Annotated in this window: 17 protein-coding genes; 10 read left to right on the top strand and 7 right to left on the bottom strand. The window is 69.6% G+C overall.

Annotated elements, in window-relative coordinates; all coding sequences use genetic code 11:
• Window positions 1-29: 29 nt before the first annotated feature.
• Window positions 30-917, bottom strand: a complete 888-nt coding sequence (locus tag NVU01S_RS30570; protein WP_081593965.1) for a UTP--glucose-1-phosphate uridylyltransferase — start codon at window positions 915-917, stop codon at window positions 30-32.
• Window positions 918-1,173: 256 nt separating this feature from the next.
• Here NVU01S_RS30570 and NVU01S_RS43650 point away from each other — a divergent pair, with 256 nt between their 5' ends.
• From NVU01S_RS43650 to NVU01S_RS30555, 4 genes are all read left to right on the top strand, one after another.
• Window positions 1,174-1,311 (top strand): hypothetical protein, encoded by a 138-nt coding sequence (locus NVU01S_RS43650; protein ID WP_156161513.1) that lies wholly within the window; start codon window positions 1,174-1,176, stop codon window positions 1,309-1,311.
• A complete protein-coding gene (locus tag NVU01S_RS30565; protein ID WP_043667946.1) occupies window positions 1,308-2,741 on the top strand; it encodes a DNA polymerase IV in 1,434 nt (477 codons plus the stop codon). The genes NVU01S_RS43650 and NVU01S_RS30565 overlap by 4 nt, the downstream gene beginning before the upstream one ends.
• A 197-nt stretch (window positions 2,742-2,938) precedes the next feature.
• Entirely contained in the window at window positions 2,939-3,436 is a 498-nt protein-coding gene (locus tag NVU01S_RS30560) for a WKL family lipoprotein (protein ID WP_042256190.1), read from the top strand.
• 133 nt (window positions 3,437-3,569) lie between these two features.
• Entirely contained in the window at window positions 3,570-6,875 is a 3,306-nt protein-coding gene (locus NVU01S_RS30555; protein ID WP_244467189.1) for an arabinosyltransferase domain-containing protein, read from the top strand.
• A 48-nt stretch (window positions 6,876-6,923) separates the two neighbouring features.
• Here the strand turns inward: NVU01S_RS30555 and rarD are convergent, their stop codons facing one another.
• Window positions 6,924-7,856 (bottom strand): EamA family transporter RarD, encoded by a 933-nt coding sequence (gene rarD, locus NVU01S_RS30550; protein WP_043667941.1) that lies wholly within the window; start codon window positions 7,854-7,856, stop codon window positions 6,924-6,926.
• Between the two features lie 35 nt (window positions 7,857-7,891).
• On the opposite strand from rarD, the gene NVU01S_RS30545 reads away from it, so the two are divergent.
• Both NVU01S_RS30545 and NVU01S_RS30540 read left to right on the top strand, forming a co-directional pair.
• Window positions 7,892-10,315 (top strand): HAD-IC family P-type ATPase, encoded by a 2,424-nt coding sequence (locus NVU01S_RS30545; RefSeq protein ID WP_043667938.1) that lies wholly within the window; start codon window positions 7,892-7,894, stop codon window positions 10,313-10,315.
• Window positions 10,316-10,395: 80 nt separating this feature from the next.
• Complete coding sequence (locus tag NVU01S_RS30540; protein WP_043667935.1) at window positions 10,396-11,214, top strand: PhzF family phenazine biosynthesis protein; 819 nt, start codon at window positions 10,396-10,398, stop codon at window positions 11,212-11,214.
• Between the two features lie 158 nt (window positions 11,215-11,372).
• Here NVU01S_RS30540 and NVU01S_RS30535 read toward each other — a convergent pair whose 3' ends face one another.
• Window positions 11,373-11,912 carry a helix-turn-helix domain-containing protein gene (locus NVU01S_RS30535; RefSeq protein ID WP_043667933.1) on the bottom strand — a complete coding sequence of 180 codons (540 nt, stop codon included), beginning with the start codon at window positions 11,910-11,912 and terminating at the stop codon, window positions 11,373-11,375.
• 37 nt (window positions 11,913-11,949) lie between these two features.
• Here NVU01S_RS30535 and NVU01S_RS30530 point away from each other — a divergent pair, with 37 nt between their 5' ends.
• On the top strand, window positions 11,950-12,906 hold the full coding sequence (locus tag NVU01S_RS30530; protein ID WP_052280418.1) for an alpha/beta hydrolase family protein: 957 nt from the start codon (window positions 11,950-11,952) through the stop codon (window positions 12,904-12,906).
• A gap of 11 nt (window positions 12,907-12,917) precedes the next feature.
• On the opposite strand, the gene NVU01S_RS30525 is transcribed toward NVU01S_RS30530, so the two are convergent.
• The 3 genes from NVU01S_RS30525 to lspA form a co-directional block, all read right to left on the bottom strand.
• Complete coding sequence (locus NVU01S_RS30525) at window positions 12,918-13,580, bottom strand: hypothetical protein (protein ID WP_052280417.1); 663 nt, start codon at window positions 13,578-13,580, stop codon at window positions 12,918-12,920.
• A 76-nt stretch (window positions 13,581-13,656) separates the two neighbouring features.
• Complete coding sequence (locus NVU01S_RS30520) at window positions 13,657-14,583, bottom strand: RluA family pseudouridine synthase (protein ID WP_029903332.1); 927 nt, start codon at window positions 14,581-14,583, stop codon at window positions 13,657-13,659.
• Window positions 14,580-15,263, bottom strand: coding sequence for a signal peptidase II (gene lspA / locus NVU01S_RS30515; RefSeq protein WP_373864226.1), 684 nt, complete (start codon window positions 15,261-15,263; stop codon window positions 14,580-14,582). The genes NVU01S_RS30520 and lspA overlap by 4 nt, the downstream gene beginning before the upstream one ends.
• Window positions 15,264-15,342: 79 nt before the next feature.
• Between lspA and NVU01S_RS30510 the strand changes: the two genes are divergently transcribed.
• The 3 genes from NVU01S_RS30510 to NVU01S_RS30500 all read left to right on the top strand — a co-directional run bounded on the left by NVU01S_RS30510 (window position 15,343) and on the right by NVU01S_RS30500 (window position 17,555).
• Complete coding sequence (locus NVU01S_RS30510; protein ID WP_082031965.1) at window positions 15,343-16,296, top strand: hypothetical protein; 954 nt, start codon at window positions 15,343-15,345, stop codon at window positions 16,294-16,296.
• Window positions 16,293-17,012, top strand: coding sequence for a hypothetical protein (locus tag NVU01S_RS30505; RefSeq protein ID WP_052280416.1), 720 nt, complete (start codon window positions 16,293-16,295; stop codon window positions 17,010-17,012). Before NVU01S_RS30510 ends, NVU01S_RS30505 begins: the two co-directional genes overlap by 4 nt.
• An 81-nt stretch (window positions 17,013-17,093) precedes the next feature.
• Complete coding sequence (locus NVU01S_RS30500; protein ID WP_043667929.1) at window positions 17,094-17,555, top strand: VOC family protein; 462 nt, start codon at window positions 17,094-17,096, stop codon at window positions 17,553-17,555.
• Here the strand turns inward: NVU01S_RS30500 and NVU01S_RS30495 are convergent.
• Window positions 17,552-17,986 (bottom strand): QcrA and Rieske domain-containing protein, encoded by a 435-nt coding sequence (locus tag NVU01S_RS30495; protein WP_043667927.1) that lies wholly within the window; start codon window positions 17,984-17,986, stop codon window positions 17,552-17,554. The two genes, NVU01S_RS30500 and NVU01S_RS30495, sit on opposite strands and share 4 nt — an antisense overlap.
• Window positions 17,987-17,991: the final 5 nt, after the last annotated feature.

The raw sequence follows: 17,991 nt of genomic DNA, 5'->3' as shown, positions 1-17,991 counted from the left end.
GCGGATGCGCACGGCTGTGTGTGAGGGGACTAGCTCGCGGTGTCCTCGGCGAGGGTGCGCAGTAGGGGTCCGTACTGGGGGTTGGCCAGTGCGGAGGCGAACTGGGCGACGAGGTAGTCGGCCGGGTTGCCGGTGTCGTACCAGCGGCCGCGGATGACCTGGCCGTAGACGGGGTTGTCGGCCGCGTGCACGTTGATCGCGTCGGTGAGATAGACCTCGCCGGTGCGGTGTTCGTACCAGGCGCGGGTCTGGGTGCGCAGTTCCTCGATGACGCCGGGGGTCACCACGTAGCCGCCGATCGCGGCGTAGTTGGAGGGCGCGTCCTCGGGCTTGGGCTTCTCGCGCAGGCCGGTGATGCGCAGCAACCCGTGACCCTGATCGTCGGCGACCACCGGGACGCCGTAGCGCTGCGATTCGGTCGGGTCCATCGGCATCAGGGCGAGCACCGGCGCGCCGGTCTGCTCGTAGGCGTTGATCAGCTGCTGGGCGCGCGGCACATCGGCGACGAACACGTCGTCCGGCCACAGCACCAGCATCGGCTCGTCGCCCAGATTGCGCGCCGCGTTGAGCACCGGGGTGCCGTTGCCGTATGGACCGTGCTGATCCAGGTAGGTGATATGGCCGAGCCGGGACAGCTCGCCGACCTCTTCGACCGCGTCCGCGTAGGCGGTCTTGCCGTCCGCGCGTAACTGCGCCACCAGGGCCGGGTTCGGCCGGAAGTGGTCCTGGATCAGCGACTTTCCGCTGCTGACCACGATGGTGATGTCGGTGATGCCGGAGGAGACCAACTCGCGGACCGTGTGCTCGATGACCGGCTTGTCGCCGACCGGCAGCATCTCCTTCGGGATGGCCTTGGTCAGCGGGAGGAGCCGGGAACCGATACCGGCGGCCGGGATGACGGCCTTGCGGATCTTCATGGGTCCGATCATCACACATCACGCGGTGCGGCAACGGCGGTCCCCGCGCTTCGCCGAATGTTCACCGAGACCGTGTAGTACCCCGGATTCGGCGGCATATACGCAGGTCACGGCCTTGTAGACCGGTTGCCGCGCGTACGGGTGCGGTCCGGGTCCGGGCGCGGATCTCTACAGGAAACCAATGGCTAGCGCACAGTGACCTGACAGCGTCGGCGCCTGCCCGGAGTTGTCGGTGGGCGGGCGTAGATTTCGAGCCGTGAGTACGGACAAGGCGACGGCCACGCAGATTCCCGGGCAACTCGAGCCGCTGGCCCTGCGCGCCAGGGCGATGTGCGCGGCGGTGCTGGCCGCCGGGATACCCGAGGCGAGGAAACCTTCGGCGAAACCCCGGTGAGCGCACAGCATCCGGCCGAGCGCGCCGATGCGCTCAGTACCGCTCGGCGGTGGGTGCTGCACATCGATATGGACGCGTTCTTCGCGTCGGTCGAGCAGCTGACCCGTCCCACGTTGCGCGGCAGGCCGGTGCTCGTCGGCGGCACGGGCGGGCGCGGCGTGGTCGCGGGCGCCAGCTACGAGGCACGGGTCTACGGCGCGCGGTCCGCGATGCCGATGCATCAGGCGCGCAGGCTGGTCGGCGTCACCGCGGTGGTGGTGCCGCCGCGCGGCGCGGTGTACGGCGTGCTGAGCGGGCAGGTGTTCGACACCCTGCGCAGTCGCATCCCGGTGCTGGAGACGCTGTCGTTCGACGAGGCCTTCGGCGAGCCCGCCGAACTGGCCGGCGCCACGGTGGCGCAGGTGCACGAGTTCTGCGAGCAGTTGCGCGCGGCGGTGCGCGAACGCACCGGGCTCACCGCGTCGGTGGGTGCGGGCACCGGCAAACAGCTCGCCAAGATCGCCTCCGGTCTCGCCAAACCCGATGGGATCCGGGTGGTGTCGCCGGACGAACAGCAGCAGATGCTGGCCGCGCTGCCGGTCCGCAAACTGTGGGGGATCGGCCCGGTCGCCGAGCACAAGCTGCGCTCACTCGGTATCGAGACGGTCGGCGCGTTCGCCGCGCTGCCGGAATCGGAGGCGGTGTCGATTCTCGGCGGCAGCGTCGGTGCGGCGCTGCACCGGCTGGCCCGCGGGGTCGACGATCGCCCGGTCGCGGAGCGGGCCGAGGCCAAACAGATCAGTGCCGAGACCACCTACGAGACCGATATCGTCACGCTTGCGCAGTTGCGTCCCGCGATCGAGGCGATGGCGGCGGCCGCGCACCGCAGGCTGGGCAAAGACGGTCGAGCGGCCCGCACCGTGGTGCTCAAGCTGAAGAAGTCCGATATGAGCATCGTGACCCGCTCGTTCACCCTGCCGTATGCCACCGAGGACCTCACCACGCTGTCCACCGCGGCGCAGCGCTCGGCGATCGATCCGGCCGAACTCGGCCCGATCCGGCTGGTCGGGGTGGGCTACGGCGGGCTGTCCACGGTGCGGCAGGAATCGTTGTTCCCCGAACTGGACCAGGCGCCCATCGCCGAGCACAGCACGGCCGCCGAGGACGAGGGCTGGACCGCGGACGGGTCGGCGCCCGCGGCGACCGGACTCGTCCCGGCGCAGCTGCTGCCCGATATCGCGACCGCCGAGCCCACGCCGTCGGTCCCGATCTGGCATCGCGGCATGGACGTCGAGCATCCCGAGTACGGCCACGGCTGGGTGCAGGGCGGCGGCTACGGCGTGGTGACCGTGCGATTCGAGACCCGCTCCACCGGTCCCGGCCCGGCCCGCACCTTCGCCGCGGATGACGCGGATCTGACCAGAGCCGATCCGTTGCGCAGTCTGCAGTGAGATCGGTGGTGAACGGCTCGACATCGCCGAGCGCGACGCGTACGTTCGCTGCCGACGACATCAGTCCGTCCCGTGTGGATCCACGCGGTGCTCCGCTGTGCCGGTAGCCTGGGAGCTCGTGCAGCGCCGCCGGTTCGGGTGGAGGCTGCCATCGGTGGAACATGACACGGACCTACTCGAACGCAAAGGACGAGCAGTTGAAGCTTCGTAAGACTGGACGCATCGCGATCGCCGGTTTGGCTGTCGTCGCGGCGCTCGGCATGACCGCGTGCAGCGACGACAAGGACAGCAAGCCGGCCGCCAAGACCTCGACCAGCGCCAAGGCGTCGGCGACGGCGAGCGCGAACCTGCCGCCGGTCCCGACTCCGGTCGAGTTGAACGCCCAGTTGCAGCGGGCGCTCGACCCGTCGGTGCCGAACGCGGAGAAGCTGGACGGCGTGCAGGGTGCGGAGGCCGACCCGGAACTGCCGAACCGTCTCGCCGAGGCGGCCAAGGGCGCCAATGTCAATGTCGAGGTAACCGATGTGACAGCCTTCGGCGACAGCGTCAACGCCAAGGCCAAAGTCGTCCTCAATGGCCAGGAGAATATTGTCGACGTGCCATTTGTCGCGGAGAACGGCAAGTGGAAGATCCAGAAGGCGTGGGCCTGCGCCATGCTGACCAACCTCGGTCAGCAGTCCGTGGCCTGCAGCTAGTACCGCGGCCGTCGCGGTCGGCTCCGCATGGCCGGCCGCGGCGCGGTGGGATGCCAACCACCGCGTGCGCGATTCGGACGCATGTACCTGGCACTCTGTGTCGTCCGATGTTTTCGCGCTAGCATGCACCGTCGTGACTGTCTCTGACGCTGTGCGCGAATCTCCTCGACCCTCGGCACAGCATGGAGACCAGCAAGAACCGCGCGGCACGAATGGCGCCCGGCGCCTGCGATTGCTCGCGATCGTCAGCGGTCTCATCGCGGTGCTCGCCGCGGTGTCGCTGCCTTTCCTTCCGGTGCAACAGGATCAGGCGAGTGTGTCGTGGCCGCAGGCCGCGGCGGTGACCTCGGTGACCGCGCCGCTGATCACCTACGCGCCGATGGACCTGTCCGCCGAGATCCCGTGCGCCGCGTTCGACGCGCTCGCCGACACGGGTGGCGTTGTGCTGTCGACGATTCCGCGGCAGTCCCCGGATCTGGAACGCTACGGCTTCGTCGTCAAGGTCGTGGCCGACACCGCGGACCGGCCGGGCCGGGTGGACGTGGTCTCGCGCAACACGCTGCTGTGGTCGTCGTCGCTGAGCGCGGTCCGCACCGGGTCCTGTGCGCTCGCGATCGAGATGAACACGCAGCGGACCACCGTGTCGGTGCAGGGCCTCGCCGATCCGGGCAAGGAGTTCGGCGGCGATATCCGCCCGCAGGTGGTGGGCGTGTTCAGCGAGCTGACCGGTGCGGCGCCCGCCGGCCTGCACGTGAATGTCCAAGTGGATTCCCGGTTTTCGTCCTCGCCGACGGTCCTGAAGCGCATCGCGATCGGGCTGGCGGCGTTGGCCACGGTGGTGGCCCTGGTCGCGCTGTATCGCTTGGACAGCACCGACGGCCGCGCGTCGCGACGCTTCCTGCCCACCCGGTGGTGGCGGCTGCGGCCGCCGGACTACCTGGTGTTCGCCACGCTGCTGGTGTGGCACTTCATCGGCGCCAACACCTCTGACGACGGTTACATCCTCGGGATGGCCCGCGCCTCGCAGAGTTCGGGCTTCATGTCGAACTATTACCGCTGGTTCAGCGTCGACGAGGGGCCGTTCTACACGCCCTACACCGACATGATCTCGCTGCTCGCCCGGGTGTCGTCGGTGAGTCCCTGGGTTCGACTGCCCACCTTGCTCGTCGGCGTCCTCACCTGGTGGGTGATCAGCCGCGAGATCCTGCCGCGCCTGGGCGTCGCGCTGCGCGCCGACCGGATCGTGGTCTGGACCAGCGCGCTGGTGTTCCTCGCGTTCTGGATGCCCTACAACAACGGCCTGCGCGCGGAACCCTTTGTGGCGCTTGGCGTGATCCTCACCTGGGCCTCGGTCGAGCGGGCCGTCGCGACCCGCAGGCTGCTGCCGTACGCCCTGGCGATCATCGTCGCGGCGTTCACCCTGACCGCCGCGCCGTCCGGATTGATCTGCCTCGGCGCGCTCGCGGCCGGCGCGCGCACGATGACCGCGGTGCTCGTGCAGCGGGCGAAGAAGTCCGGTTATCTCGCGCTGCTGCTGCCCGGGCTGGCGGCCGGCGCGGTGGTGCTGACGGTCGTCTTCGCGGACCGGACGCTGGCCGGTGCCCGCGAGATGTTCTACGTGCACGGCCGGATCGGCCCCGGCGAATCCTGGTTCTTCGAGTTCCTGCGCTACCAGTACCTGCTGCAGATCAATGCCGACGGCTGGCTGACCAGGCGGTTCGGCATGTTCGTGCTGCTGCTCGGTTTGGTGGCGTGTGTCGTCACGATGCTGCGCCGGGGCGGGCACATCCCGGGCACCGCGGTCGGTCCGTCGCGCAGGCTCATCGGCATCACCTTCGCGGCGATGGTGTTCCTGATGTTCTCGCCGACCAAGTGGACCCACCAGTTCGGCGTCTTCGCCGGCCTGGCCGCCTGTGTCGCGGCGCTCACCGCGGTCGCGATCAGCCCGCGGGTCATGCGTCCGCTGCGGAACCGGGCGCTGTTCGCCGCCGCGATCTTCTTCGCGCTGGCGCTGACTTTCGTTGGTGCGAACGGCTATTGGTATGTGTCGGCATGGGGCATTCCGTGGTGGGACAAGCCGCCGACCTTCGCGGGCTTCGGCCTGTCGAGCTTTGCCGCGGGGCTTTCGGTGCTCGCCCTGGTGCTCGCGGCGTGGTTCCACATTCGCCCGGAAACCGGGCCGCGGCCGGACTCGTTGCCCGGCCGGATCGCGCGCGTGCCCGTACTCGCCGTGGTCGCGGCGGCCATGGTGCTGTTCGAGGTGCTGTCGTTCGCGAAAGCGGCTGTGGCGCAATATCCGTCGTATTCGCTCGCGCAGTCGAACCTGTCCTCGGCGGTTTCCGGCGGCTGCGGCCTGGCCGATCAGGTGCTGATCGAGACCGATCCGAACGCGTCGGTGCTCAGCCCGCTGACCGGTTCGGCCGCGACGGCGCTGGCCGGCCCGGCGACCACCGGTTTCACCCCGAACGGGGTGGCGACCGACCTCACCTCCGACGAGGTCGAATCCACCACGGGCAAAGCGAATTCCGTCACCAGCGCCGATTCCGGCGATACCGCCGATCCGAAGGCGGGGGCGAAATCGCCGGGCTCGGAGACCGGCACCTCGGGCGCCGGGATCAACGGCAGCAATGTCCCGCTGCCGTTCGGTCTGGATCCGGCGGCCATTCCGGTGCTGGGCAGCTACCGCGACGGCGCGCAGGTGCCCGCCGAGCTGACCAGCGGCTGGTATCGACTTCCGCGGGACAGCAACGGAAGTCGCGGCCCGATCATCGCGCTCTCGGTGGCGGGCCGGATCCGGCATGTGGACAGCGACGGCATCGTGCACCCCGGCCAGGAGCTGCGCGTCGAGTACGGGCGGTCTGCGGCCGACGGCACGGCGGTCACCCTGGGCAGTGTCGATCCGATCGATATCGGGCCGTCGCCGTCGTGGCGCAATGTGCGGGTGCCGTTCGACCGGCTGCCCGCGGACGCCGACGTCGTCCGGATCGTCGCCAGTGACAAGGATCTCGGCAAGGACCAGTGGCTGGCGGTGACCCCGCCGCGGGTGCCGCAGCTGAAAACCATGACGGCCGTGGTGGGTTCGCAGACGCCGGTCCTGCTGGACTGGGAGGTCGGCATGAACTTCCCCTGTCAGAACCTGGCGCCCACCTATGCGGGCGTCGCCGAGCTCCCGGTCTATCGCATCCTGCCGGACCGCAACGGCGCCACCATCACCAACCTCTGGCAGGCGCACGACGGTGGCGGCCCGCTCGGCTGGACCCAACTCCTCTTCACCGCCCGCGCGCTGCCCACCTACCTGAACAACGACTGGGATCGCGACTGGGGCTCGATCGAGCAGTACCTCCCCTTGGACGCCAACGCCCAGCCCGCGAAGGTGACGATCGATGAGACCCGGCGCTGGGGCACCTGGACCCCAGGCCACATCAACACCGCCTGGTAACCGGCGATCAGGACGTCTTCGTCACCCACCGGGACGTGGATTCACGCCTCAGGCTTCGGAGTCGGCCTTGCTGCTGGGGGCAGGGTCGTCTCGGCGGGCGGCGTGCCGGGTGCGGCGGGCGCGCAGGAGGGCGTGCGTGGTGAAGACGGCCAGTGCGGTCCAGATGAGGGCGAAACCGGCCCAGCGGGAGGCGGGCATCGGCTCGTGCGCGACGGCGACGCCCCAGGCCATCTGCAGGGCGGGCGTGAGGTATTGGAGCAGGCCCATGGTGGACAGCGGAACACGCTGCGCGGCAACCGAAAACAGCAGTAGCGGCACCAGGGTGACCGGTCCGGTGGCCAGCATGAGTGCGGTATGCCCGGGGCCGGAGGCGAATTCGCTGCGGCCGAGCACCGCGAGCACGATCACGAAGGCCAGCGCGAACGGCGCGGCCACCACCCCCTCGGCGGCGATCCCACGCAGCGCGTCCAACGGGATCACCTTCTTGACCAGACCGTACGTCGCGAACGAACAGGCCAGGATGAGCGCGATCACCGGCGGCCTGCCGTAGTCGACGGTCAGCACGGCCACCGCCGTGGCCCCGAGCCCGAGCGCGACCCACTGCGCGGGCGCGAGCCGCTCGCGGAAGATCACCACGCCGAACGCGACGGTGACCAGGGGGTTGATGAAGTACCCCAGCGCGCACTCCACGACATGCCCGGAGATCACCCCGTAGACGTACACGCCCCAGTTGACCGCGATCGCCGCCGAGGCCAGCGCAGCCAGCCGCCAGGTCCGCCCGTCGATCCCGCGCAGCTGCCCCAGCCGCCCGGTCGCCGCCAGCACCGCCAGCACTACCACCAGCGTCCACAGAATGCGCTGCGCGACCACCTCCGCGGCACCGGCGAACGCCAGCAACCCGAAGAACGCGGGGAACAGACCCCAGAGGAAGAAGGCGCTCGTACCGAACGCAACACCAGGGATAGACCGGTTCCGCTGCACGCTTGCGACGCTACTTCTCACGTAGCCTTGCGGTCATGTCGACTACCGTGCAGGCATCGCGTGCCACCGGACTGACCGCGGCGGAGGTCGAGCAACGTCGCCGCGACGGGCTCACCAACGACGTGCCCGATCGGGCCAGTCGTTCGGTGCGCGACATCATCCGGGCCAATGTCTTCACCCGGATCAACGCCATCCTCGGCGTGCTGTTCATTCTGGTGCTGTCCACCGGCTCGATCATCGACGGCATGTTCGGCCTGCTGATCGTCGCGAACAGCGCGGTCGGCATCATCCAGGAGGTCCGCGCCAAACGCACCCTGGACCAGTTGGCCATCGTCAGCCAGGCCAAGCCGACCGTGCGCCGCGACGGCAAGGCGGTCGAGGTGGCTCCGCGCGAGGTGGTGCTCGACGATCTGATCGAGCTGGGTCCCGGCGACCAGATCGTGGTGGACGGCGAGGTGGCCGAGACCTCGCTGCTGGAGGTCGACGAATCGCTGCTCACCGGTGAGGCGGACCCGATCGACAAGCAGATCGGCGACCAGGTGATGTCCGGCAGCTACGTGGTGTCCGGCTCCGGCTGCTACCGCGCAACGAAGGTCGGCAAGGACGCCTACGCGGCGAAGCTGGCCGACGAGGCCAGCAAGTTCACCCTGGTGAAGTCGGAGCTGCGCAGCGGTATCGACACGATCCTCAAGGTGATCACCTACCTGCTGATCCCGGCGGGCGCGCTCAGCATCTACAACCAGCTGGTCTCCAGCGAGGAACCGTGGCGGCCCGCGGTGACCGGCATGGTCGCGGCACTGGTGCCGATGGTGCCCGAGGGTCTGGTGCTGATGACCTCGGTCGCGTTCGCGGTGGGCGTGGTGCGGCTGGGCCGGCGCAAGTGCCTGGTGCAGGAGCTGCCCGCGATCGAGGGCCTGGCCCGGGTGGACGTGGTGTGTGCGGACAAGACCGGCACGCTGACCGAGAACGGCATGCGCCTGTCGGAGATCAAAACGCTGGACTCGTTCGCGGACAACGACGTTCGGCAGGCGCTGGCCGCGCTGGCGGCCGACGATCCGCGCCCGAACGCGAGCGTGCAGGCCATCGCGGAGGCACTGCCGGACGGGCCGGGTTGGCAGCGCACCGCCGTCGCCCCGTTCTCCTCGGCCAAGAAGTGGAGCGGCTGCTCCTACGGTGAACACGGGGACTGGCTGCTCGGCGCGCCCGACGTGCTGCTCGACCCGGCCTCCGAAGACGCCAGGGTGGCAGAGCAACTCGGGTCCTCGGGGTTGCGCATCCTGCTGCTCGCGCGCAGCGACCGTCCGGTGGACGCCCCGGACGCGCCGGGCACCGTGCGACCCGCGGCGCTGGTCGTGCTGGAGCAGCGGGTCCGGCCCGACGCCAAGGAAACGCTCGAGTATTTCGCCGACCAGAACGTGTCGATCAAGGTGATCTCCGGCGACAACGCCGTGTCGGTCGGCGCGGTCGCCTCCTCGCTCGATCTGCCCGGCGGCGATCACGCCGTGGACGCACGCGAATTGCCCGAGGACCGTGACCAACTCGCCGACGTGCTGGAGCATAAGACCACCTTCGGCCGGGTCCGCCCGGACCAGAAGCGCGCCATGGTGGCCGCGTTGCAGTCGCGCGGGCACACCGTCGCGATGACCGGTGACGGCGTGAACGACGTGCTCGCGCTGAAGGATTCCGATATCGGCGTGGCGATGGGCGCGGGCAGTCCGGCCACCCGCGCGGTGGCGCAGATCGTCCTGCTGGACAACAAGTTCGCGACCCTGCCGTACGTGGTGGGCGAGGGCCGCCGGGTGATCGGCAATATCGAGCGGGTCTCGAACCTGTTCCTCACCAAGACCGTCTACTCGGTGCTGCTCGCGTTCCTGATCGGCGTCGCGGGCGTCGGCTCGCAGATCTTCGGCTACGACCCGATCGACTATCCGTTCCTGCCGCGCCACGTCACGATCGCGGCCTGGTTCACCATCGGCATCCCGGCCTTCATCCTCTCGCTGGCGCCGAACAACGAGCGCGCCCGCAGCGGATTCGTCCGGCGCGTCATGCGATTGGCCATCCCGTCGGGCGTGGTGATCGGTGTGGCCACCTTCGTGGCCTACCTGATCGCCTACGCGGGCCGGGCGGCCACCGAACAGCAGAAGGAGCAGGCCGGTACCACCGCGCTGATCACGCTGATCATGATCGCGGTGTGGGTGCTGGCCATCGTGGCCCGGCCGTACGTGTGGTGGAAGGTGGTGCTGATCGGCGCCTCGATCGCGGCGTATGTGTTCTTGTTCACGGTGCCGTTCACCCGGGAGTTCTTCAAGCTCGACCCGTCGAACGTCGCGCTCACCACGGCCGCATTCATTTGTGGCGCTGTCGGAATCGTGCTCGTCGAGGTCGCGTGGTGGGTGAGTGCGGCGATGCTCGGCGACAAACGGGAACTGTTTCCGACCGCAAATAGTGCAGGAGCCTGACAAACTGGACACCTGACCCGGCGCGCCGCGAGAAGCCTTGTGCGAGGCGCGTATTCAGTGTTGGAGTACCTTCTCCCATTATGGAGGTACTGCTGCACCAGATCGACGCGTTCGCGGACGCACCGTTCTCGGGCAACCCAGCCGCGGTGATGCCGCTCCCGTCGTGGCTCCCGGACACGTTGCTGCAACACCTGGCCGAGGAGAACAACCTCGCCGAAACCGCCTTCTACACCGCGGAATTACCGCCCGACGCGGGCGGCCCGCCGGGGGAGTGGCCCGCGTTCCACCTGCGCTGGTTCACCCCGGCGGTGGAGGTGGACATGTGCGGGCACGCCACGGTGGCCAGTGCCGCACAGATTTTGGAGGATATGCATCCGGGCGCCGATCGGGTGAGCTTCTTCACCCGCAGCGGCTGGCTGCACGTCGACCGCACCGACGACGACGAATTCGTGCTCGATCTGCCCGCCGTGCCCGCGGCCGAGGTGCAACCCGACGTCGTGCTCGTCGCCGCGCTCGGCGTGCGCCCGGTGCGCGCGTTCACCGGCGCCGACGAGGTGATCGTGGTGGCCACCGAGCAGGAAGTCCGCGACGCCGAACCGATTTTCACCGCGTTCCCGAAGTTGGCGCGCGGCGCGATCGTCACCGCGCGCGGTGACGAAACCGACTTCGTCTCGCGTTTCTTCGCGCCCGGCGTCGGCGTGCCCGAGGACCCGGTCACCGGATCGGCGCACGCGCAACTGGTTCCGCTGTGGGCGGCCGAACTCGGCCGGACCGAGCTCACCGCCCGCCAGCTGTCCCGGCGCGGCGGTAGCCTGCGCTGCGAGCTCGTCGGCGACCGCGTGCTGCTGACCGGCCGCTGCCGCCGCTACCTGGACGGCGTTGTGCGCCTACCGGACTGACCGAACCCGCGCGATTCCGGCCCGCGCCGGAGTCGCACCGAGCCACCGCGGTGCCCCATGGCCGCACCGCGGTGAAATCAGGCCTCTGCCGGGATGACACGGGGTTGACTCATCCCGGCAGAGGCCTGCCCGAGTACCGGTGGTACGCGCCGATCGGGTCACTCCCGCGGCGGCTCCTCGACGGGGAAGAGGATGGGGCTCAAGAGATATCGCGCACGCTGCGGGGCGGGCTCGTTGCCCAGGACCGGCACGATGGCGGCGCGCAGCGCACCGATGAGGTCTCGGACCTCCTTGTCGCTCAACCAGATCGCGTGCTGGCGGTAGCCGACGAGGTCGGCGGCGGGATCGGCGTCGTCGCGGTCGAGATAGGCGTTGAACTCGGCGAGCAGGGTGGTCATGGCGATCGCGAAGACCCGGCGGTGGTCCGCGGTGGACAGCGCCGCGGCGGCGTCTTCGTCGATCACCGCACGATCACCGCGCAACCGGTAGTGCCGCTCGAGCACGCCCCGAATCCGTTGCGTCTCGGCGACTTCCAGGATTCCGCCACCGGCGAGTAGATCGACGTGCCGGTACACCGTCGCCTTGGAGACATCGGGCAGTCGCTCGCACAACTGTGCGGTCGTCAATATCCGCGCGCCGCGCAGGGCGTGCACGATACGCAGACGGACGGGGTGGGCCAGTAGTTCGGCGGAATCCATGGACTCAATGTTCTCACATCTGATAACGTTCTCAAACATGAGAACGGAAGAGGAAGTCGTCTGGTCCGCACCCGAATACGCCGACCCCGGCCTGTTCGATGAGCACGACCTCACGGTCGGCGCGGGTGCGTACGCGGTGCCCGGCACGATGACCGTGCCCTCGGGTCCAGGACCGTGCGCCGCGGTCGTGCTGCTCGGCGGTGGTGGTCCGTTCGATCGTGACTGCACCTTCGGGCCGAACAAGCCGCTCAAGGATCTCGCCTGGGGGTTGGCGAGCCGCGGCGTCGCGGTGGCGCGGTTCGACAAGGTCACCCACACCCACCCGGAGGTGACCGCGGACCCCGGTTTCACCGCGACCGACGAGTACGTGCCACACGCCGTGGCCGCGGTGGATCTGTTGCGTGCGACGGCGAAGGTCGACCCCGCTCGGGTTTTCGTGGTCGGGCACAGCATGGGCGGCAAGCTCGCACCGCGCGTCGCGGTCGCCGCGCCCGCCGTCGCGGGTCTGGTGCTACTCGCGGCCGATGCCGAGCCGATGCATCGTGCGTCGGTTCGAGTGGTTCGCTATCTGGCCGCCACAGCGCCGAGTGCGGAGGCCGATGCGCTGGTCGAAACCTTCACGCGCGCTGCCGCAGTGGTGGACGGACCCGATCTGTCCCCGCAGACACCTGCCGCCACACTTCCGTTCGGCATGGGCGGGGCCTACTGGCTGGATATGCGAGAGTACGACCAGGTCGGCGCGGCGGCCGCGGTGCCGCAGCCGATGCTCCTCTTGCAGGGGGAACGCGACTACCAGGTCACGATCGAGGACGATCTGGCCCGCTGGCGAGCAGGTCTCGGTTCGCGTGCCGACGTCACGATTCGTACCTATCCCGCCGACAATCACATGTTCTTCCCCGGTGCCGGACCTTCGACGGCCGCCGACTACGAACCGCCCCAGCATGTCGACCCCGCCGTCATCGCGGATATCGCCGACTGGCTCTCCCGGCACTGAGCGCAGTCCGACTAGCGATCCGGCACCGCGCCGTCGTCGGGCCCGGGGAGGGCGGTGTCGAGTTGGTCGGGGAGCAGGGGGACGACGGCGAAGCGGCCGGCCACGGCGTCGGCGGGAAGGGCCTGCACGGCACGGACGCCGTTCTGGGCGGCCAGGTTTCGCAGGCCGTCGAGCGGGCCGCGGAGTACCAGGCCCACCGTGCAGGGGCAGCCGGCGCGGAGGCGGGCGGCCGAGAGGGCGATGATCCGGGTGGATCGTTCGTCGGGTCCGGGGCGCGGGAGCAGCCAGGCGGCGGCTTCGGCGGAGGCGACCGCGGCCGCGTCGCCCGCGGGCACCGGGACGGCCACGAGCGGGGTCTGCACGCGTGGGATCTGCACCTGGTACAGCACCTGGGCGACGCGCAGACCGCCGCTGTGCGACGGGATCTGCGCGGGGGCAATGGCTTCGGTGAACGACAGCAGGGCCCAATGTTCGCTCTCGTCCGTGCCGTGCAGCGAATCCTGCGCCCGGGCAAGGTAATCGGCGACCTGTTCGCCACGTTCCGGCCCGAGCCGATCGGTGAAGACACCCGCCTTGCGTGGCGGGTTCAGCACACCCAGCAGCACGACGAGACCGACTACGAGCACGACCACGGCACCGAAGAGCAGACCCCGGCGCAGCGAGCCGGGCCGCATTCCGGCTTGCGCTGCTGGAGCGGAATCGGCTTGCGCCGCAGGGGAGTCCGACGGCTGTGAGTCCGGCGACCGCCGGTCAGGCATTGCGCAGGACGTCCACGGCGTTCTTCAGATCGTCGGGGTACTCGCTGGTGATCTCCAGCCAGCGGCCGTCGGCCGGATGGTGGAAGCCGAGCGAACGGGCATGCAGCCATTGCCGTTCCAGGCCGAGCCGTTCGGCCAGGCGCGGGTCCGCCCCGTAGGTGAGGTCACCGCAGCAGGGGTGCCGGATCGCCGAGAAATGCACCCGGATCTGATGGGTGCGACCGGTTTCCAGATGGATGTCGAGCAGGCTGGCGGCCTGGAAGGCCTCGATGGTGTCGTAGTGCGTGATGCTGGGGCGGCCGTCGGCGGTGACCGCGAACTTCCAGTCGTTGCCCCGGGCCCGGCCGATCGGCGCGTCGATGGTGCCGCTGCTCGGGTCCGGATGCCCTTGCACCAGTGCGTGATACCGCTTCTCGATGGTGCGCTGCTTGAACGCCCGCTTGAGCACCGTGTACGCGTGCTCGGACTGCGCGACCACCATCACCCCGGAGGTGCCGACGTCGAGCCGGTGCACGATGCCCTGCCGCTCGTGCGCGCCGGAGGTGGAGATGCGATAGCCCGCCGCGGCGAGCCCGCCGATCACGGTCGGCCCGGTCCAGCCGACGCCGGTGTGCGCCGCGACGCCGACCGGCTTGTCCACCGCGACGATATCGTCGTCCGCGTAGAGGATGCGCATGCCCTCGACCGGTGCGGCCTCGATCTTCAGTTCCCGCTTGGGTTCCGGGAACACCACCTCGAGCCAGGCGCCCGCGGCGAGCCGATCGGATTTGCCCGCCGCGATGCCGTCGAGCTGCACGCTGCCTTCTTCGGCGAGCGCGGCGACCGCGGTGCGGGACAGGCCGAGCAGCCGGGACAGTCCCGCGTCGACCCGCATGCCGTCGAGCCCGTCGGGCACGGGCATGGTGCGTGTCTCCCTCATGCCGTGTTCCCTTCGGTGCCGGTCTTGTTCGGCGCGACGGCACTGTCCGCGGTGGTGTCGCGTCCGGTCCGCGTGCCGTTCGGCTCGAACCCGAACACGGTCAGCACCACCAGCAGGATCGCGCCGCACACGATCGAGGAGTCCGCCACATTGAACACCGGCCACCAGCCGATCGCGATGAAGTCGACCACGTGGCCCTGCAACGGCCCGGGCGCGCGGAACAGCCGGTCCACCAGGTTGCCGAGCGCGCCGCCCAGCACCATGCCGAGACCGATGGCCCACCACAGCGAGCGCAGCGTGCGCCCGATCCGGATCACGCCGATCACCACGGCCGTCGCGACCAGGGTGAGCAGCCAGGTCATGCCGGTCGCCATGGAGAACGCCGCGCCGGGATTGCGGACCAGGCTGAACCTGGCGAAATCGCCGATGATCGAGACCGGCTCGCCCGGCTTCAGGTTCGCCACCACGATGCTCTTGGTGAGCAGGTCGAGGGCGAGCAGTACCGCGGCGATGATCAGCAGGGTGCGTAACCGCTGCGGTGGGCGCGCCGGCGTGTCCGGTGGTGTGCCGCCCGGGCCCGGGGGCGTCGCCGACGGTGCGGATGGCGTGGCAGCCGCCGCTCCCTCAGCGGTCGGTGCGGGGTTCTCCTCGGGCGGCCGGTCATCACTCACACCCACCATCATCGCTCGAGCGACGCGACACCTTGTGCGGTGGTCACCCGCAAGTCCCAGCTGACACTCAGGAACCGGTCGTACCCTGATGCTCGTGACGGTGTTGTCTTCCCCCCACATTCCCCGGCGTGCGCGCTCGGGTGTGCTGCTCATAGTGCTCGCGGTCGGCCTGACCACGTTCGGAACCGGCTGCAGCGACGGGGCTCAGTCGCGCTCGGAGGCCGACAGCACCGAGCCGCTCGGTTACGGAAAAGAAGTGACCGTGCCCATTCCGGCCGCGATCACCACCGTCGTGTCGCCCGGCGAGGAGCCGCGCTCGCTGCTGCGCCCCGACTATCCGGCCGGCACCGTGCAGCAGGTGACGCTGCATACCTCGCACCGGATCGAGCAGCAGATCAACGATCAGGACGCGCGGGACTTCTCCACGCCCGCGCTGTCGATCCCGATGACCGCGAAAACCGACGCGGACGGCATCGATCTCACGCTCGGCGCCGTCACCACCCCCGATCCGACGCTGGCCAAGGCGTTGACGAAGACCGACGGTTCGCATGCCGGTTTCGATCTGAGCGATCTGGGCGCGATCACCGCGCTGCGGCTCGAGCCCGCGCCGGAAACCTCGAACCCGGCCAGGGCCGCGCTGGAACAGGCCTTCTATCAAGCGGTCTACCGCTCGATCGCGTTCCCCGATCAGCCGGTCGGCGAGGGCGCGGTGTGGACGGTGCGCCAGGAGGTGACCGGCGGGGTCATCCTCGAACAGATCACCACGGCGACGCTGACCAAACGCGAAGGCGACCGGCTGACCATCGAATTGGATGTCACCCAGCAGCCGAAGTCGAAGGTGTGGAACCTGCCCAACGACGCGGGCAAGCTCGACATCCAGGATTACGTCATGCAGGGCACCGGCACCATCACCGTCGATCTCGGCCTGCCGCTGCCGGTGGCCGGGTCGATCACGGTCGGCGGGCATCAGGCCTATCACGATCCGCGCAGCGAAAGCGTGCTGCAACAGACGATCGACACGCAGGTGTCGTGGACGGAATGACCCGTGGCCGCGGCCTGATGCTGGCCGCGGCAACCACCGCGTTCGTCTCCGCGTGCGGTTCGTCGTCCCCGTCCGCGCCGCCCGCGGGACCGGATCTGCCGCCGCTCGGCCCGGCCGCAACCGCCGCGCCGGTGCAGAGTCCACCGGCCACCGACGCCGATCGGCTCTATCGGCAACTGCTCACCGGCACCGATCTGCCCCGCGATTTCACCGCGTTGCCCCCGCGGGCCGACACGCCGACCGGCGCGCAGACCACCCCGACCGATCCGGCCGACTGCGCGAAAGTGCTCACACCCTTGGGAGAGCAGCGTCCGGGCGCGTTGGCGCAGGCCGCGATCCAGTACGCCGGGCCGAATTTCTCCAGCATCGATATCGACGCGGCCAGCTATCGGAACGACGCGGTCGCACCCGCGTTCGCGCAGGTGCAGGCGACGCTGCGACAGTGCGTCCACTACTCCGGCGCCGACGCCACCGATATCCCGATCGACTACCGCGTCGGCGGTCTCACCCCGCCGCGCGCCGGCGACGCCGCCACCGCCTTCCAGGTGCGGACCAGCAGCGAAGGGCTCACCTTGCATTCCGCGGTGGCGATCGTGCAGGTCGGTGCCACGTTGGCGCAGATCGCGGTGACCGCGCCGGAAGCGGTGGACGAACGGGTGCTCAGCGAACTCACCGCGGCGCAGGTGCGCAAACTCCACGGTGTCCCCGGCCCTTGATTCGACGGGATCGGCCCTGCTCGCGCGGTATCCGGGCATAGGCTCGGGGGATCAGCCAGTTCGCCTCAGCCGGAGGTTTCCATGTCCGAGGTCAAACCCGTTCCCGAGGGGTACCCGGTGGTCTCGCCGGGGCTCGCGATCGACGGCGCGGCCGCCGCGATCGATTTCTACAAGCACGTTTTCGGCGCATCGGAGCGGATGCGCATGCCGGGGCCGGACGGCAAGGTCGCACACTGCGAGCTGATGTTCGGCAATTCGCTGGTGATGGTCGGTGACCCGGCCGAGGACCTCGACTTCCTGGATCCGAAACGGGTCGGCGGCACGCCCGTGAACCTCTACGTCTATGTCGAGGACGCGGACGCCGCCTTCGCCGCGGCCATCGGTGCGGGCGCGCGCGAGCTGACGCCGATGACCACGCAGTTCTACGGCGACCGCAGCGGGGCCTTCGAGGACCCGTGGGGTCACCGGTGGACGGTGGCCACGCATGTCGAGGACGTTTCACCGGAGGAGATGGACCGCCGGATGGCCGAGCAGTTCGGCTAGCCCGGCACCACCGAATCACCCACCACCCGAATAGTTTTCGCGGCCAACGGTCGCGGGGCCGGGCCGCCGGCCACCGTGCCGTCCAGCGCGTACCTGCTGCCGTGGCAAGCGCAATTGATGGTGCCGCCGGAGACGGTCGCGACCTTGCAGCCCGCGTGCGTGCACACCGCGGACAGGCCGACGAACGATCCCGCGCTCGGCTGGGTGATCACGGTGTCGCCGACGATCACCCCGCCGCCGACCGGGATGTCGGCCGTCTTGGCGATCGCCTCGACGGCCGCGTTGCCGGGCGGCTCGGCCTGCACCGGTTTCGGCGCGGGCGCCGCGTCTTCCTTGCCGTAGGTGGTGCACGCGGTGAGTGCCGCGGCGGCGACCACGGTGCTCGCCGCGACCACGGTGCGGCGGGTGAGCAGCGGTTCGTCGTGCGTCATGGGGT

This window comes from Nocardia vulneris (assembly GCF_001613425.1).
GTDB lineage: Bacteria > Actinomycetota > Actinomycetes > Mycobacteriales > Mycobacteriaceae > Nocardia > Nocardia vulneris.
Note: the sequence above shows the minus strand (reverse complement) of the source record. Positions and strands in the feature narration are given on the sequence as shown.

Excerpts from the sequence above, each read along its gene's own strand:
- NVU01S_RS30520 (WP_029903332.1), bottom strand. The coding sequence starts at position 14,583 with ATGAGGGAGACACGCACCATGCCCGTGCCCGACGGGCTCGACGGCATG.
- NVU01S_RS30545 (WP_043667938.1), top strand. The coding sequence starts at position 7,892 with ATGTCGACTACCGTGCAGGCATCGCGTGCCACCGGACTGACCGCGGCG.
- NVU01S_RS30505 (WP_052280416.1), top strand. The coding sequence starts at position 16,293 with ATGACCCGTGGCCGCGGCCTGATGCTGGCCGCGGCAACCACCGCGTTC.
- NVU01S_RS30570 (WP_081593965.1), bottom strand. The coding sequence starts at position 917 with ATGAAGATCCGCAAGGCCGTCATCCCGGCCGCCGGTATCGGTTCCCGG.
- NVU01S_RS30535 (WP_043667933.1), bottom strand. The coding sequence starts at position 11,912 with ATGGATTCCGCCGAACTACTGGCCCACCCCGTCCGTCTGCGTATCGTG.
- NVU01S_RS30530 (WP_052280418.1), top strand. The coding sequence starts at position 11,950 with ATGAGAACGGAAGAGGAAGTCGTCTGGTCCGCACCCGAATACGCCGAC.
- NVU01S_RS30525 (WP_052280417.1), bottom strand. The coding sequence starts at position 13,580 with ATGCGGCCCGGCTCGCTGCGCCGGGGTCTGCTCTTCGGTGCCGTGGTC.
- NVU01S_RS30495 (WP_043667927.1), bottom strand. The coding sequence starts at position 17,986 with ATGACGCACGACGAACCGCTGCTCACCCGCCGCACCGTGGTCGCGGCG.
- lspA (WP_373864226.1), bottom strand. The coding sequence starts at position 15,263 with ATGGTGGGTGTGAGTGATGACCGGCCGCCCGAGGAGAACCCCGCACCG.
- NVU01S_RS30500 (WP_043667929.1), top strand. The coding sequence starts at position 17,094 with ATGTCCGAGGTCAAACCCGTTCCCGAGGGGTACCCGGTGGTCTCGCCG.
- NVU01S_RS30540 (WP_043667935.1), top strand. The coding sequence starts at position 10,396 with ATGGAGGTACTGCTGCACCAGATCGACGCGTTCGCGGACGCACCGTTC.
- NVU01S_RS30510 (WP_082031965.1), top strand. The coding sequence starts at position 15,343 with ATGCTCGTGACGGTGTTGTCTTCCCCCCACATTCCCCGGCGTGCGCGC.